This window comes from Heyndrickxia acidicola, assembly GCF_001636425.1.
GTDB lineage: Bacteria > Bacillota > Bacilli > Bacillales > Bacillaceae_C > Bacillus_AE > Bacillus_AE acidicola.
Genome location: NZ_KV440953.1, coordinates 4,404,036 through 4,419,491, shown reverse-complemented (window position 1 = coordinate 4,419,491; position 15,456 = coordinate 4,404,036). Strand labels below are relative to the sequence as shown.

Sequence of the window (15,456 nt, the reverse complement as noted above, 5' to 3'; positions counted from 1 at the left end):
CGCTTAGTGCTTATTACATGAAAAACAGGGAACCAGTATCGGTCCCCTTGCTCTTCATAAAAATCACATTTTTCTAATTTGCAGCCCTGTTCATTCTGCCTGTTGTTCTTAAACAGTGCCATTTGTTTAGTATTCGTATTCTCTAAATCTATTAGACTTTCAAATAGCGCCTAATGGACATCGAGCTTCCCCATACACCGATCACCATTCCCATGATTAGAAGGAGTATGCTTACTTCCCATACGAATGGATTCGCGCTTAGCATCTGTATTAACTGATCATGAAGCTTTGGGGCTATCAGTTTGTACAGATAGGTATAGCCTACTGAAATGATGGTAATTGGGAGAATGGAGCCGAGTATTCCAAGCCACAGTCCCTCCATTACAAAAGGCCACCGAACGAACCAGTTGGTTGCTCCTACCAGTTTCATAATTTCAAGCTCATGCCTTCTGGCAAAAATGGTAATCTTAATCGTGTTCGAAATAAGGAACATCGCTGTCAGCAATAACCCGATGATCAGTACGATTCCAACATTTCGGGCTACAGTAAGAACTTTGAAGAGGTTTTCCACTTTTCCTTTTCCGTAAATGGCCGATTGTACATAATTCATGTTCTGAATCTTTGCTGCAGCCTTTGGCGTGTCTGTAGGGTTCTTCGTTTTTACAATAAATACGTCATATAACGGATTGTCCTGCTGGTAGAGCTTAAAATCGCTTCCCATTGTCTGAACTAAGTTTTGAAGTTCTTTCTGCTTGGAAGAGAATGTGACGGACTGAACCTCAGGCATCGACTCAAGCTGAGCCTTCAGCGCATTTTCATCAGCCGGATTCGCTGTAAGATCGATATGTACGCGAATCTCAACATCCTTTTCAATATCTGTCGCAATCTTGTTCATATTCATCATAATGACGAAAAATACTCCTACTAATAAAAGAGTAATCGTCACTGCACTCGCGGAAGCAAACATCATCCAGCCATTTCGGCCCAAGCTCTTGATGCTCTCCCTGAAGTGGCGTTTTAGCGTTCTAATTTTCATATCCGTAATCCCCCTGATGCTCATCACGGACAATCTTTCCGCCTTCAATCGCAATAACCCTGTGTTTAATGGCATTTACAATTTCACGGTTGTGTGTTGCCATGACCACTGTTGTTCCTCTTGAATTGATTTCTTCGAGGATTTTCATGATTTCCCATGAAGTCTCCGGGTCAAGGTTTCCTGTAGGCTCATCTGCAATCACAACTCTTGGAAGGTTTACAATGGACCTCGCAATAGATACCCTCTGCTGTTCGCCGCCGGAGAGTTCCGTTGGAAGCATTCTTGCCTTATTCTTTAAACCGACAAGTTCTAAGACGTCCATAACACGTTTTTTTATAATTTTAGGTTCTTCCTCTATTACCTCAAGTGCATAAGCAATGTTTTCATAAGCCGTTAAGGTTGGAAGCAGCTTAAAGTCCTGAAAAACAACGCCTATTTGCCGGCGGAAATAAGGAATGCGCTTATTCTTAAGTTTTGATAGATTGACACCGTTTACCGTAATGGTTCCGTTTGTCGGTCTTTCTTCACGATACATCATTTTGATAAATGTAGACTTACCGGCGCCGCTTGGTCCTACCACATAAACGAACTCTCCTTGTTTGATGCGGACATTCAAGCCGTTGGCTGCCATTACACCATTCGGATACTTTTTATAAATCTCTTGCATTTCTATCATTCAATCACCTTACTTTTCTAACAGATTGTGTAAACCACTTCTGTAGTTTTTTTATATGTTTGTTTCGTCATTATCTGCAAGTATGTATAAAATCCGCAAATAATCTCAAAATATCTCGAAATCCAAGTTCAGGACTATTATAACATCTTAGTTTCGTTATTTATTGAAAATTTATATTACATTTATGTTTCAATACGTTATATTCTAAAGCTTTTTTCCTCTCATGTGTCTTAATGTTCTATTTGTTTCACTCGGCCTACCATAAGTAAAAAGGCCTAATACAGGAGATGTATTAAGCCCTATTCTTTGCGATATTTCTTTTTCATTGTCTCAATATTTGTCGAATCACGCTAACACAAACACTTTTTTATTTTTTCTTGGCCAGCCAGGCTGCTACTACCTCTGCCTGTTTTTGGTCAATCAATCCTGGAGGCATTTGGCCTTTTCCATGATTAATAATATTGGCAATTTGGTCCTTGTCCAGCTCTCTGCCGATATGGGAGATGTTCGGTCCATAAGCACCTTTTAAATTATCTCCGTGGCATTGAATGCAGGTAGTGTTGACTATTTTTTGGGGATCCATCGTTTTGGATGAGGATGACTGGCCGTTGTTGCCAGCAGCATTTCCGCAGGCAGCCAGTCCCATTAAAAGCAGGCATCCCAAAAGCATTCCGACTACTTTTCTTTTCATTTCAGTGCCTCCTTTTTAGTGGGCAAGAATTCCTTTCATTCGTATATCAATGTAGGTTCCGTTTAAAACCTTCTCCTACGACCTCAGAAGCATCCATGACAATGACAAATGCAGCAGGATCCACACTTTTTACTAATTGTTTCAGCTTGGTGAATTCGGTTTGATCCACCACACACAAGAGGACAGGACGCTCATTTTCCGTGTAACCGCCATGTGCTGACAGCCGGGTGACTCCGCGGTCGAGCTTACTAAGAATAGCTTCACGAATCTCTTGATTGTGATCTGTAATAATAAGAGCCGCTTTAGATCGGCTCAAGCCCACTTGAACAAGATCGATGGTTTTACTGGTTACGTAAAGGCCAATCAGTGCATACAGGCCTTTTTCAATATTAAAAACAACTGCAGCGGACAAGACCACCATCCCATCAATAATCGCCACACAGGTACCAAGCGTCAAGCCTGTGAATTTATTAATGATTTGCGCTGCAAGATCTGTTCCCCCTGTTGAAGCTTTTCCCCTGAACACAATCCCTAAACCAATCCCGACGCCAATCCCGCCAAATAATGCAGCAAGCAAGGGGTTTCGGGTCCAAGGCTCAAGATGCTCCGTTAAAAAAACGAAAAAAGGCAAAAAGATCGTACCCACAAGGGTCTTAATCCCAAATTGAAAGCCCAGAAAAATTAACCCAGCAATAAAAAGCGGAATATTTAATGCCCACTGTACATAAGCCGGCTTCCAATTAAACACTCCATGCAAAATCGTACTGATCCCGCTGATACCGCCTGACGCAATCTCATTAGGAAGCAAAAAAACATTGAACGCTAAAGCAATAATGGCAGATCCTACTAAGATATAGACATATTCCATTGCCTTCGACCATATAGGATGCTCAAGAGGAACCCCCCGTTTTCTTCTCATCTGTATAATCCCCTTTTCTAGATGTACTCATACCGGAGAGAGTATAGCATGTGTCCCATTCCCTGTAAAGACTTGCTTTAAAAGGAAAAATCCGTTTATTCAGCAGGATAGAATAACTTGCACGCGTGTATGTATGTGGAGTGCCTGCAGGACTGGATGGGACGGGGTAAGGGATTTTTCAACTCGTTTTGTCCTTCATCTCCCTTATGAAGGACGGTTCGCTGAATTTTGCACCTCGTTTTGTCCTTCATATTTCCTATGAAGGACGGTTCGCTGAATTTTGCACCTCGTTTTGTCCTTCATTCCCCCTATGAAGGACGGTTCACTGGATTTTGCACCTCGTTTTGTCCTTCATTCCCCCTATGAAGAACGGTTCACTGGATTTTGCACCTCGTTTTGTCCTTCATCACCCTTATGAAGGACTTTTCGCTGATTTTTCCTTCTCGTTTTGTCCTTCATTCCCCCTATGAAGGACGGTTCACTGGATTTTGCACCTCGTTTTGTCCTTCATCACCCTTATGAAGGACGATTCACTGGATTTTGCACCTCGTTTTGTCCTTCATTCCCCCTATGAAGGACTTTTCACCGAATTTCACACCTCATTTTGTCGTTCATCCCCCTTATGAAGGACTTTTCGCTGATTTTTCCTTCTCGTTTTGTCCTTCATTCCCCCTATGAAGGACGATCCTCTGAATTCTGCACCTCGTTTTGTCCTTCATCTCCCTCTTCCCCTCTATAAAAATCGCAAAAGTCCCGCCTAGTATGCGCCAGGCGGGACTTTTACATGCATGCTGTTTTATTTTTATGAGATACGTGAGCGCAGATATGAGTCAATAAAGATATTGATGTCTCCGTCCATTACGCCATGGACATTTCCCACCTCGGTATTGGTACGGTGGTCCTTCACCATGGAATATGGATGGAATACATACGAACGGATTTGGCTTCCCCAGCCGATATCCTTTTGTTCGCCGCGAATTTCTGCCAGCGCTTTTTCTTTTTCTTCAATTTCCCGTTGATACAATTTCGCTTTCAGCATTTTCATTGCCTGCTCGCGGTTCTTGATCTGGGAGCGCTCTGATTGACATGTTACAACAACGCCGGTCGGTGTATGGGTGATACGGACCGCAGAATCGGTTGTATTGATGTGCTGTCCGCCCGCGCCGCTTGCCCGGTATGTGTCAATTTTCAGGTCTTCCGTACGGATTTCAATTTCGATTTCCTCGTTGAATTCCGGCATGACTTCACAGGAAACGAAGGAGGTATGGCGGCGGCCGGATGAATCAAACGGCGAAATCCGCACAAGTCGGTGCACTCCTTTTTCCGCTTTTAAATAACCGTAAGCATTATGGCCTTTAATGAGCAGGGTCACACTCTTAATGCCTGCTTCATCACCTGGCAGATAATCTAGTGTTTCTACCTTGAAGCCCTGCTTTTCAGCCCAGCGTGTATACATACGAAGAAGCATGGACCCCCAGTCCTGGGATTCTGTACCGCCTGCTCCCGGATGCAGCTCGAGGATGGCATTGTTTTTATCGTATGGCTCGCTTAATAAAAGCTGAAGCTCAAACTCGTTCAAGCGGGAAACCAGTTCCTGAAGCTCCGTTTCCATTTCGGCTTGTAGATCCGGATCGGCTTCTTCCTTTACAAGGTCATGGGTCAGCTCAAGGTTCTCCTGGATTTCCATAAGATCCTTGTACTCGTTCACTAGTTCCTTTAAGCCGTTTGCTTCATTAATAACCGTTTGTGCACCTTGCTGGTCATTCCAAAAATTCGGCTCCAGCATGACTTCATCAAGCTCGGCAATTCGGGTTTCTTTGTTTTCTAAGTCAAAGAGACCCCCTAAAGTCCGCTAATTTCTTAGCTGTTTTTTCTAACTCTGACCGTATTTCAAATAATTCCATTTTCCGTCACCTCATCCAAACAAATAGGACGGGGGCAGGCGCAAGGCTCTGTCCCCCATCCGGTTTTCTTTTCATTTTAGTCAACTCTTGCTTATTATATGTTCTTACCGTGGCAATTCTTATACTTTTTGCCGCTTCCGCATGGACATGGAGCATTGCGCCCTGCAGAGTCTTTCTTTTTGGCAGGCTTTTTCTTAACGGTTTCACCATCTGCCTTAGGATTGACAGCCTGGCCTTTCGCCACTTCTTCCCGTTCAAGATTATTGTGGATTTCCGCTTTCATAATATATTTAGCAGTATCCTCTTCAATGGATGCAATCATATTTTCAAACATAGCAAAACCTTCGCTTTGATACTCGCGTAGTGGATCAATCTGGCCGTAAGCGCGCAGATGGATTCCTTCACGCAGGTGGTCCATCGTATCAATATGGTCAATCCATTTAGTATCCACAGCACGAAGCAAAATTACTTTTTCAAACTCACGCATTTGCTCTTCGCCAAGGGACTCTTCTTTTTCATTATAGTCTTCTTTTACCTTGGCTAAAATGAGTTCAACCATTTCCTCCGGTTCCTTGCCGCGCAGGTCTTCCACCGTTACGTCGCCTTCATGTAAAAGAGTGGCATGAACATAATCCACGATTCCCTGAAGGTTCCAATTCTCTTCGTCCTCGTGCTGCGGTGTATGGACAGCGACCGCATTTTCCACTACGTGCTGGATCATCGCTTCCACGATTTCACGAAGGTTTTCAGAAGCAAGTACTTCATTACGCTGTTTGTAAATAATTTCGCGCTGCTGGCGAAGGACGTCATCGTATTGAAGGAGCTGTTTACGTGAATCAAAGTTATTGCCCTCTACACGTTTTTGCGCTGATTCCACTGCACGTGACACCATTTTAGACTGGATTGGCTGTGAATCGTCCATTCCAAGGCGTGTCATCATGGCTTTCATATTGTCAGAGCCGAACCTTCTCATCAATTCATCTTCCATGGAAAGGTAGAATTGAGTGACACCAGGATCTCCCTGACGGCCGGAACGTCCACGGAGCTGATTATCGATACGTCTTGATTCATGGCGTTCTGTTCCGACAACCGCAAGACCGCCGAGTTCCTTCACACCTTCACCAAGCTTGATGTCCGTACCGCGTCCTGCCATGTTCGTTGCAATGGTGACAGCACCCTGCTGCCCTGCTCCAAGGATTATTTCAGCTTCACGTTCATGGTTTTTTGCATTCAAGACATTGTGGGGAACACCACTTTTTTTCAAAAGCTGTGAAATCAACTCAGATGTTTCGATTGCAACGGTACCTACAAGAACAGGCTGCCCTTTTTCATGGCGTTCCTTAATATCCTCGACAACAGCGTTGAATTTACCTGCCATAGAGGCATAAATCAAGTCAGCACGGTCGTCCCTGACAATCGGTCTGTTCGTTGGAATGACGACAACTCTCATATTATAGATGTTGCGGAATTCCTCTTCTTCCGTTTTAGCGGTACCCGTCATCCCGGCAAGCTTTTCATACATACGGAAATAGTTCTGGAATGTAATGGTCGCCATCGTCATGCTTTCGTTTTGAATTTCCACGCCTTCTTTGGCTTCGATCGCCTGGTGAAGGCCGTCACTGAAACGGCGCCCTGCCATAAGGCGTCCTGTAAACTGGTCAACGATGACAATTTCGTCTTCCTGAACCACATAGTCGACATCCAAATGCATGCTGACATTGGCTCTTAACGCCTGGTTAATATGATGGTTCAGCGTAACATGTGAGATATCAAAAAGATTTTCAATGCCAAAAGCACGCTCGGCTTTGTTAATTCCATCCTCTGTCAGCTGGACGCTTTTTGTTTTTTCATCGTACGTAAAATCTTCGTCTTTATTCAGCGTACGGACAAATGCATTGGCTTGAATATAAAGGGCTGCAGATTTCTGTGCTTGTCCCGAAATGATCAGCGGCGTACGGGCTTCATCGATCAGGATGGAGTCGACCTCGTCAATCACCGCGTAGTAAAGCGGGCGCTGCACCTTTTGCTCTTCATAAAGGACCATATTATCACGCAGATAATCAAAGCCCAATTCATTGTTTGTGCTGTACGTAATATCAGCAGCATAGGCTTCCTGCTTTTCTTCGCCTGACATGCTGTTCAGGTTTAATCCGACAGTCAGTCCAAGAAATTCGTAAAGCTGTCCCATTTCTTCCGCGTCACGGCTGGCAAGGTATTCATTGACTGTAACCACATGAACGCCTTTTCCGGAAAGAGCATTCAAATAAACCGGCATGGTGGAAGTCAATGTTTTACCTTCCCCGGTTTTCATTTCAGAAATATTTCCTTCATGCAGGGAAATACCGCCCATCAGCTGTACATGGTAAGGATAAAGCCCAAGTACACGGCGCGCTCCTTCACGAACAACGGCAAAAGCCTCAACAAGAAGGTCATCCAGCGATTCGCCATTTTGATAGCGCTGTTTGAACTCCTCTGTTTTTTCGCGAAGCTGGTCATCCGATAGTTTTTCCATATCTGAAGCAAGCTCTTCTATTTGGTTCGCCAGCTTATCAAGGCGTTTCAATTCACGTTTATTCGCGTCAAACACTTTTTCTAAAAAAGCTACCATCTATAACGCTCCTTTTTTCATCGATAAATATGATTGGCTTCTATAGAAACCTCTTCCATTCATATTAAAAAGAAAAGCCTCTTTGTCAGGCCTCCATTTCATTCGGTAGATAGGGAGGATTCCCTCTCGCAAAAATATTAAAAATTCACCTTTCTTAATATTACCATTGAAAGCCATGTGTGACAACCAAACAAGTACAGGCAAGGAATGGGAAAAGCTAAAAGCGGAAGAAGCCTGGTTATCGGCGATAAGCATTAGACGAGTCGCCAGAGAGGTTTGTTTTTTAACCTCACTGGCGACTTGGCTTATGACTCGAGCCGATGGCTTCTGGAGCTGGATAAGGAAAGGCGGAATGCGAGGTTTTGCGACGTACAGACTGGACAGCTTCGACTGAGATAAAGGAAACACGAAAAGCGATAGCTTTTCGATGTTGACTTATCGCAGGGAGGAGTTGGGAAGTCTGCTAGTCGCAGGAGCCTGGAGCTGGACAATGCTAAAAGCAGAAGAAGCTTAGGTTTAGGCGATAAGCATTAGACGAGTCGCCAGGGAGGTTTGCTTTTTAACCTCACTGGCGACTTGGCTTATGACTCGAGCCGATGGCTTCTGGAGCTGGATAAGGAAAAGCGGAAGGCGAGGTTTTGCGACGTACAGACTGGACTGCTTCGACTGAGATAAAGGAGACACGGAATGCGATCGCTTTTCGATGTTGACTTATCGCAGGGAGGAGATGGGAAGTCTGCTAGTCGCAGGAGCCTGGAGCTGGACAAGACTAAAAGCGGAAGGAGCTCAGCTTTAGGCGCTAAGCAGAAGACGAGTCGTCAGGGAGGTTTGCTTTTTAACCTTACGGAAGGGAGTTTGAGATACAGATAAGCTCAATGTTGGAGATGTTAAAAGAGGATGCCCCTCCCAAAGCGCCTATAGACGTTGTTTAAAGACAAAGAAGAAGCAGATACCAGTCCATTTGGTGTCTGCCCCTTCTTTCATTACTTATGATTGCTTTTTCATAAAATCAAGCACATCAAGGTCGATTTTTCCTTTTTCCTGCTCTCGCATTTCAAAGTTTTCCGTATGCAGATAGGCTCTTAAGGCATCAGATAAACCGGCTGTTTCCGTTAAATAGCCCAGCCTGCTTAAATGCCGTCCGAGCTCGTCTTCCACTTCTCCCTCAATGGCTGCAATTCTTTCCGGTTTGGAGGAAGAGAAGTAAAGCCGCTGAAGTGAATAGATTCGCATTAGCTCATCAATAGGCTTTGGATGATCGTCTACGCGCAAATCAATCAACCTGTCATTAAAGCCCCCATACCCTCCTGCTTCCTTGACAACCAGCAGGGCGGCAGACTGCATTCCGCGTGAATCTCCTCCAGCCGCTTGGCCTGCATTTAAGGCCCTTAACAAACGTTTTGCGAGTGCGCCTTCCGTTTCCAGGAATGTATTTTTCATGCTCTCCACCGTTTTTTCATCGACAAGAATATTTCCCTGTGCAGCAAAATATTCACCAGTTGTGCCGCCAGCCCAGTCGTAGCATTCCTTGCCTGTGAATGTGGCTGCCTGGCCATTTGCATCTACAATGCCGACCTGGCGCATTTCTCTGTCAGGATCCTCCTGCAAGAGCAGGTCAAGAACCTCCTGTGCGCTCTTCCCTTGTTCCAGCAGCGCAAGGCCATTCGGCCCATAGGAAGTATTCGCATAGGACTGTGTGGCGATGGCTCCAACTCCTGCTTTCGCAAACGGAACAACAGCTCCCACGCCCAAAAATTTGGACTGTACTGCTACTCCCCATGTCTTCTCTTTTGGATCATACCCTACAATTGAAAACGTCATCTCACATTCCTCCTCATTACTTTAATCCACTACAGTGCGAAAGGGGTCTGACCCCTTTAGTGCTTTACCACGCTGCAATATGCCCATCCGTCCTTGATTCGGTTCCTCCCATCAAGACACCGGTTTCGGGGTTGCGCCAAATGATCTGCCCGCGCCCGAATGCTCCGGAATCAGAAGTGACCTGAATTTGATGGCCTTTCCGGATGAGTGCCTGCAGGAGATGCCGAGGAAAATGGGACTCCACCGTAAACTTCTTCCCTTCCAGCCACTGCCACCTCGGAGCATCAAGCGCTGCCTGCGGATCCAAATGGAAATCAATCGTATTCATGATGACCTGGAAATGCCCCTGCGGCTGCATATACCCGCCCATCACGCCAAACGGCCCAACGGCTTCGTTATCCTTCGTCAAAAAACCCGGAATAATGGTATGGTACGTTTTCTTTCCAGGCTTTAACGAGTTAGCATGGCCCGGATCAAGTGAAAAATCATGTCCTCGGTTTTGCAGAGCGATACCAGTTCCCGGCACTACAATGCCTGAACCAAAGCCCATATAATTGGACTGGATAAAGGAAACCATATTGCCTTCCCCATCCGCCGCCGCCAAGTAAACCGTCCCGCCCTTTGGAGGCGTGTAAACTTCAGGCTCAATCGCTTCCTCTCCGATCAGCTCACGGCGTTTCCTGGCATACTCCTCAGATAACAAATGCCCAACCTCAGCCTCCATATGGGCAGGATCGGTAATAAAGGCCTTCCCGTCTGTAAAACTAAGCTTCATAGTCTCCATTTGCTTATGGTATGTATCAACGGTTTCTTTTTCGGTAAAATCAAAACCTCCTGCAATCTTAAGCGCCATCAATGCCACCAAGCCTTGACCATTGGGCGGAATTTCCCACACATCATACCCGCGGTAACTCACAGAAATCGGTTCAACCCATTCCGGCTGATAGGCAGCCAAATCCTCTTTGCTTAGGAAGCCATCGTACTTTTGAACATAATCCGCTATTTTTTCGGCAAGCTCTCCTCTGTAAAAGCTCTCGCCATTTGATTCCGCTATTTTTCGAAGTGTATCTGCGTGGTCTTTCGATCGCCATATACCCCCAATTTCTGGAGCCTTCCCCATAGACGCAAACGTACGGAACCATTCTTGGAACTCTTCTCCTGTAAGCACTTCTTTAAAGCGCTTAAACGCATATCCCCAATACTTCCCAAGGGTTGGCGTGATGGCATAGCCCTCCTCTGCATAGCGAATGGCCGGTGCAAGCACGTCCGTTAGGGACAGCTTACCGAACTTCCTTGAAAGCTCTGCCCAGGCAGACGGGGCACCCGGAACGGTAATAGGGACAACGCCGTGAACCGGCATCTTTTCATATCCTCTTTCCTTTAACGCCTCAATCGAGATGGAAGAAGGGGCAGGGCCGCTTGCATTCAATCCATGAAGCTTTCCTTTTGTCCATACAAGGGCAAAAGCGTCTGCTCCGATTCCATTAGACGTAGGCTCCGTCACCGTTAATGCAGCCGCAGCCGCGATGGCAGCATCAATCGCATTCCCGCCTTTTTGTAAAATTTCGAGGCCTGCCTGTGCAGCAAGCGGCTGTGATGTGGCCACCATGCCATTCCGGGCAAAAACGGTATTGCGGGCAGACGGGTAGGGCTGGTATAAATGATCAAATTTCATCCTAAACTCTCCTCTGTTTGTTTCATCCAGTAGAAAACAATTGTTTCGAAGCGCGAAATAGAGATAATTTTATTATAAGTTTACTAGTTTTAATATTTCAATTATTTTACCTATTAAACTAGCATGCTTTCAGTCTGGATATTTCGTTCATTTCCATTCATAAAACTCCTGCTGGGGGATAATCGGGTAAAAATAGTGCTTTTTCGGGCAAAAACAGGTTGTAATCGGGTAAAACTCAAGGCTAATCGGGCGAAAACATAGATTAATCGGGGAAACTAAGACTTTATACCCATCGAAAAACCCCGATACTTTAATGCTTTACTCCACAAAAAGGGTCAGACCCCTTTTGTGCTTTAGCACATCACAGCACAATCCCCGTATATATCAAAAATCCCCGCAGGCAATCTGCCCGCGGGGATGGATTCAGTCATGATTAAGTTGTTTCAATTAATCCATACTTGCCATCACGGCGTCGATAGACAATGTTCGTATGGTTGGTTTCGGCATCTGTATAGATAAAGAAGCTATGGCCCAGCATGTTCATTTGCAGGACGGCTTCCTCACTATCCATCGGTTTCAGGTCAAATTGCTTCGTGCGCACAACCTCCAAGTCTATGTCTGTGTCTTCCTCTGCCTCAGCCAGGGTACTGGCCGTTTCAGATGATGCGAAGTACTCGCGCATATCGCCTTTTTCACGGAATTTGCGATTGACTTTGGTTTTGTGCTTGCGGATTTGCCTTTCCAATTTATCGACAATTAAATCCACTGCTGCATACATATCAATATTGGATTCTTCTGCGCGGAGAACGAGCTGCGTCATAGGAATCGTAATTTCTACTTTTCCTGTCTTATCCGGATAAACCTTTAAGTTTACATGGACATTTGCGTTTGGGGTTTCAATAAAATATCTTTCCAGCTTCCCGACTTTCTTTTCGACATAATCCCTAATTGCTGGAGTTACCTCAATGTTTTCGCCACGGATATTGTAGTTCATCATGTGGACTCCCCCTCGTCTGCCAAGCTTGCCGATGTGCCTTTTTGTATTTGGCTTGTCTATCTTGATACGGCCTGCTTTCGCTTTTGTATTAATATATTGCTATGAATATATATTACGATATTACCCGTCTATATTCCTTCTTAATCCTAATATTTTATTTTGTCGAAAATTAGTTGGAACAACCAGTAGATTGAGCTCCGTTATTCTAACACTCATTCACCAAATTCCTTTAAAATTAGATTTTTCAAGTTTGGCCTTTCCATCTAATTAATACTTTGTTTGAGAATGTCATTCCCATGCTAAAAAGCCCGCATGCTCCCCACACACAGGCCTTTCCGCCGTCTTCCTCTACACCTTCTTATCCATAATCATGCCAAGATAATCGTTCATCGCAGCATAGATATCAAGAAGCTTTTTTGAGGGGATTTCCTGGACCACCTGATTGGTCTGGTCATTGACGATTGTTACGTAGTACTCTTTCAGCTTTTCATGAAACTTGAACTGAATATGGGTGCTGGAAGCAGAAACAAATTTATTCAGAGCGTCCACTACTTTTTGGACATTCTCCTTGGTATTTTTGGTTCCGTCTCCCTTATCCCCGGGTGCTGCTGAAACCGGATCAGCTGTTTTTCCCTGGCTGTTCTGACTTTGAGCCGGATTTGATTGAACGGCAATGGAGGCTGACGGCCCCTGAACACGATTCATCATCTCGTAAGCTCCTTTGTGATTTTTCTTTCTATTCTGATATCGGAGGTTTTTTATGAGTCTTTATACCTAAGATAAAATAATCCAAAGTTAGACGAGGGCAAAATCCAAGTCAACGAGCGCCTCATTTTTTTCCATTCTCTCTTTTATCTGCAGCATCCATTCCTTCACTCTTTCTGTCCGGTCTTCCGGTGCCACCTTTTTATTTAAAACCGCATACAGATCAATATCACGAAGCTTTAAAAACAGCGGAATGGCAGCCAAATATTCAGCGGGCAGATCATTTTCCTCCCGATAGCCGCTTAAAAAGGCATCCATAAACTCCTTTGCATAAGCAGTCCTTTCTGCCCTGGTCCCCTTGAAGTCTCGAAACGTCGCTGTGTAATAAAGCGGGATGGCAATATCGGAAGCAAAATAATGATAACAGGCATCATCAAAGTCAAAGACATGAATTTCTTTTCCATCATAAAAAAAGTTTCCTAAATGGATATCCGAATGAATTAAGCCAAACGATTCACGGTTGGCTGGAAGCTCGCCAATCTGTCTGACGATCTCTCTTGCATGCTCCAGCAGGTGGGCATCTTCCCCGTCAAAATACTTTTCAAAATCCAGCAAGTCATTATCCGTCCACTGGTAGCGCGGTTTTATTCCGGCTGGCGGAGTGTAATCCTTAGTAATCCGGTGCATTTTCCCAATCATTTTTCCCCAGGCGATAATCATCTCTTTGCCTGCCTCTTCAGCTTTCACACCGCTTCCGGCAGCTTTTTCGAAAAGACTGGCAAAAAAATGCGTATCTCCTGCTTTGAATGCCTCTACCGTATGGCCCTCTGCAGACTCAATCACATTGGGGATATGAATGCCGTTTCTATGTAAATACTGAATCCAGTCAAGCTCGGATTCAAGCTCTTCCTTTGAACGATGGGAGCTGTGCGTAACCCGCAGAATTTGCGGCACCCCCTTCTGATAGACCTCAAAAACGTAATTCTCAAAGTCCCCTAGCTTTTTCATTTCAGGGTCCAGCTGCAGCCTTGACAGTATCTCTTTTTTCACTTCCTCTGTAAAAAGCTGATCCACCGCTTTCTCCATCCCCATCTCCTCCTTTTTTACTACAGTGAAATGATTATAGCATATCGATTCACAAAATATTTAAATTTTTTAGCAAACAAGGCATATACCCAAGAATCCTGCGGGCTATTGACATATGATTTAGTGAAAATGCTGATAAAGCATCCAAGGCTTTTTAAAAAAGCTGAATAGAAAAAATGAGGAGGAAGATTGATGCACCCAGATTTTCAAGTAATACCTGAAACGTTTGACGATGAAAGAAGAATTAGACCGGGATTCGGCGGTTTTGGCCGTCCGGGATTCGGCTTTGGAGGTTTTGGCCGTCCTGGATTTGGCTTTGGCGGATTTGGACGCCCTGGTTTTGGATGGGGACGTCCGGGATTCGGCTGGGGACGCCCAGGATTCGGATTCGGAGGTTTTGGCTTCCCATTTTTAGGAGGATTGGCAGCAGGCGCCTTACTGGGGCCAGCCTTATACGGAGGCTACGGCTACGGTTACCCTCCTTACGGTTATGGATACGGTTATCCTCCATACCCATATTATTGGTAAAAAAATAAATCATAATAGATTCCATGTAAAAAGAGGTTCTCTTTCCAAAAGAGAGCCTCTTACTCATTACCTCGACACAAATCGGTTCCCGGTTACCCAATACCTCCACGGATACTCCCTGGCCTCCCCTGTGTTATCGATGCCTATCCGAGGCCCTGCAGAAATAGCAGCTGGCGTATTGCCCTTGGCGATATAAAGAGGCGGTTCATAGATGGGATGACCGTAGTCGCTCATCTGAATGCCAAGCGCTTTGGTCAATTTGCCTGGACCATTCGTTAAATTTTTTTCAACGGGCACCTTTCTTCTTTTATACATCTCATCGATACCTGTAAAAGGCTCCACTGCCCGGATCAGGACAGCTTCCGGCTCGTCGATTCCTGCACTGACAATATTCAGCAAACAATGCGTGTGCATCGTATAGGTGTAGACAAGCCCTGCTTCAGAAAACATAATCTCAGTGCGTTTGGTCCTCCGATTCCCAAAGCTGTGGGCTGCCCGGTCCATCGGCCCCCGGTACGCCTCGGTCTCGACAATATAGCCGGATAACACACCCTCCTGTGTTTGATGGATCAATAAACAGCCAAGAAGAGACTGAGCAAGCTCGAGTGTCGGCTGCTGGTAAAATTCCTTTGGAAGAGGCAGAGACGGGACTATAGGATCGATTTTAAAAACTCCTTTCCAACGTTCATCCATTTTCTTTCTGTGACTATCATAATAAATCTGCCCTTTTTAGGAAAAAATTACATAAAAGACAACCATGTAAATAGAACAAACGGCTTATTAATAGCAAAAACCACTCTATAACAACGT

The 15,456-nt window shown here is 45.0% G+C and carries 13 protein-coding genes; 1 reads left to right on the top strand and 12 read right to left on the bottom strand.

Features of this window, described 5'->3' with window-relative positions; all coding sequences use genetic code 11:
* Window positions 1-151: 151 nt before the first annotated feature.
* The 11 genes from ftsX to A5N88_RS20510 all read right to left on the bottom strand — a co-directional run bounded on the left by ftsX (window position 152) and on the right by A5N88_RS20510 (window position 14,118).
* Window positions 152-1,036: a permease-like cell division protein FtsX gene (ftsX, locus tag A5N88_RS20570; RefSeq protein WP_066269507.1), complete on the bottom strand. Its 885-nt coding sequence runs from the start codon at window positions 1,034-1,036 to the stop codon at window positions 152-154.
* The gene (gene ftsE, locus A5N88_RS20565) at window positions 1,026-1,712 is read right to left on the bottom strand and encodes a cell division ATP-binding protein FtsE (protein WP_066269505.1); all 687 of its coding nucleotides are present in this window, start codon (window positions 1,710-1,712) and stop codon (window positions 1,026-1,028) included. Before ftsE ends, ftsX begins: the two co-directional genes overlap by 11 nt.
* Before the next feature lie 367 nt (window positions 1,713-2,079).
* Window positions 2,080-2,403 (bottom strand): c-type cytochrome, encoded by a 324-nt coding sequence (locus A5N88_RS20560; RefSeq protein WP_066269502.1) that lies wholly within the window; start codon window positions 2,401-2,403, stop codon window positions 2,080-2,082.
* A 46-nt stretch (window positions 2,404-2,449) separates the two neighbouring features.
* Window positions 2,450-3,322 (bottom strand): YitT family protein, encoded by an 873-nt coding sequence (locus tag A5N88_RS20555; protein WP_066269500.1) that lies wholly within the window; start codon window positions 3,320-3,322, stop codon window positions 2,450-2,452.
* An 802-nt stretch (window positions 3,323-4,124) separates the two neighbouring features.
* Window positions 4,125-5,226, bottom strand: a protein-coding gene (gene prfB, locus A5N88_RS20550; protein ID WP_157090744.1) for a peptide chain release factor 2 whose coding sequence is annotated in 2 segments (ribosomal slippage) — window positions 4,125-5,153 and window positions 5,155-5,226 — 1,101 coding nt in all. Because the reading frame shifts where the segments join, the coding sequence is not laid out codon by codon here.
* 94 nt (window positions 5,227-5,320) lie between these two features.
* Window positions 5,321-7,834, bottom strand: coding sequence for a preprotein translocase subunit SecA (secA, locus tag A5N88_RS20545; RefSeq protein WP_066269496.1), 2,514 nt, complete (start codon window positions 7,832-7,834; stop codon window positions 5,321-5,323).
* 987 nt (window positions 7,835-8,821) lie between these two features.
* Window positions 8,822-9,655, bottom strand: a complete 834-nt coding sequence (locus A5N88_RS20530) for a DUF1028 domain-containing protein (RefSeq protein ID WP_066269491.1) — start codon at window positions 9,653-9,655, stop codon at window positions 8,822-8,824.
* Between the two features lie 64 nt (window positions 9,656-9,719).
* Window positions 9,720-11,330: a gamma-glutamyltransferase family protein gene (locus A5N88_RS20525; protein WP_066269490.1), complete on the bottom strand. Its 1,611-nt coding sequence runs from the start codon at window positions 11,328-11,330 to the stop codon at window positions 9,720-9,722.
* Window positions 11,331-11,763: 433 nt separating this feature from the next.
* On the bottom strand, window positions 11,764-12,327 hold the full coding sequence (gene hpf, locus A5N88_RS20520; protein ID WP_066269488.1) for a ribosome hibernation-promoting factor, HPF/YfiA family: 564 nt from the start codon (window positions 12,325-12,327) through the stop codon (window positions 11,764-11,766).
* A gap of 348 nt (window positions 12,328-12,675) precedes the next feature.
* Window positions 12,676-13,035 (bottom strand): flagellar protein FlaG, encoded by a 360-nt coding sequence (flaG, locus tag A5N88_RS20515; RefSeq protein ID WP_066269484.1) that lies wholly within the window; start codon window positions 13,033-13,035, stop codon window positions 12,676-12,678.
* Window positions 13,036-13,122: 87 nt separating this feature from the next.
* On the bottom strand, window positions 13,123-14,118 hold the full coding sequence (locus tag A5N88_RS20510) for a phosphotransferase enzyme family protein (RefSeq protein WP_066269482.1): 996 nt from the start codon (window positions 14,116-14,118) through the stop codon (window positions 13,123-13,125).
* A 192-nt stretch (window positions 14,119-14,310) separates the two neighbouring features.
* Here A5N88_RS20510 and ymaG point away from each other — a divergent pair, with 192 nt between their 5' ends.
* Window positions 14,311-14,646, top strand: a complete 336-nt coding sequence (ymaG, locus tag A5N88_RS20505; RefSeq protein WP_066269480.1) for an inner spore coat protein YmaG — start codon at window positions 14,311-14,313, stop codon at window positions 14,644-14,646.
* Window positions 14,647-14,712: 66 nt separating this feature from the next.
* Here the strand turns inward: ymaG and A5N88_RS20500 are convergent, their stop codons facing one another.
* The gene (locus A5N88_RS20500) at window positions 14,713-15,339 is read right to left on the bottom strand and encodes a DNA-3-methyladenine glycosylase (RefSeq protein WP_066269478.1); all 627 of its coding nucleotides are present in this window, start codon (window positions 15,337-15,339) and stop codon (window positions 14,713-14,715) included.
* Between the last annotated feature and the right edge of the window lie 117 nt (window positions 15,340-15,456).

Coding starts and splice junctions, on each gene's coding strand:
- ftsX (WP_066269507.1), bottom strand. CDS start 1,036: ATGAAAATTAGAACGCTAAAACGCCACTTCAGGGAGAGCATCAAGAGC.
- ftsE (WP_066269505.1), bottom strand. CDS start 1,712: ATGATAGAAATGCAAGAGATTTATAAAAAGTATCCGAATGGTGTAATG.
- A5N88_RS20560 (WP_066269502.1), bottom strand. CDS start 2,403: ATGAAAAGAAAAGTAGTCGGAATGCTTTTGGGATGCCTGCTTTTAATG.
- A5N88_RS20555 (WP_066269500.1), bottom strand. CDS start 3,322: ATGAGAAGAAAACGGGGGGTTCCTCTTGAGCATCCTATATGGTCGAAG.
- secA (WP_066269496.1), bottom strand. CDS start 7,834: ATGGTAGCTTTTTTAGAAAAAGTGTTTGACGCGAATAAACGTGAATTG.
- A5N88_RS20530 (WP_066269491.1), bottom strand. CDS start 9,655: ATGACGTTTTCAATTGTAGGGTATGATCCAAAAGAGAAGACATGGGGA.
- A5N88_RS20525 (WP_066269490.1), bottom strand. CDS start 11,330: ATGAAATTTGATCATTTATACCAGCCCTACCCGTCTGCCCGCAATACC.
- hpf (WP_066269488.1), bottom strand. CDS start 12,327: ATGATGAACTACAATATCCGTGGCGAAAACATTGAGGTAACTCCAGCA.
- flaG (WP_066269484.1), bottom strand. CDS start 13,035: ATGATGAATCGTGTTCAGGGGCCGTCAGCCTCCATTGCCGTTCAATCA.
- A5N88_RS20510 (WP_066269482.1), bottom strand. CDS start 14,118: ATGGAGAAAGCGGTGGATCAGCTTTTTACAGAGGAAGTGAAAAAAGAG.
- ymaG (WP_066269480.1), top strand. CDS start 14,311: ATGCACCCAGATTTTCAAGTAATACCTGAAACGTTTGACGATGAAAGA.
- A5N88_RS20500 (WP_066269478.1), bottom strand. CDS start 15,339: ATGGATGAACGTTGGAAAGGAGTTTTTAAAATCGATCCTATAGTCCCG.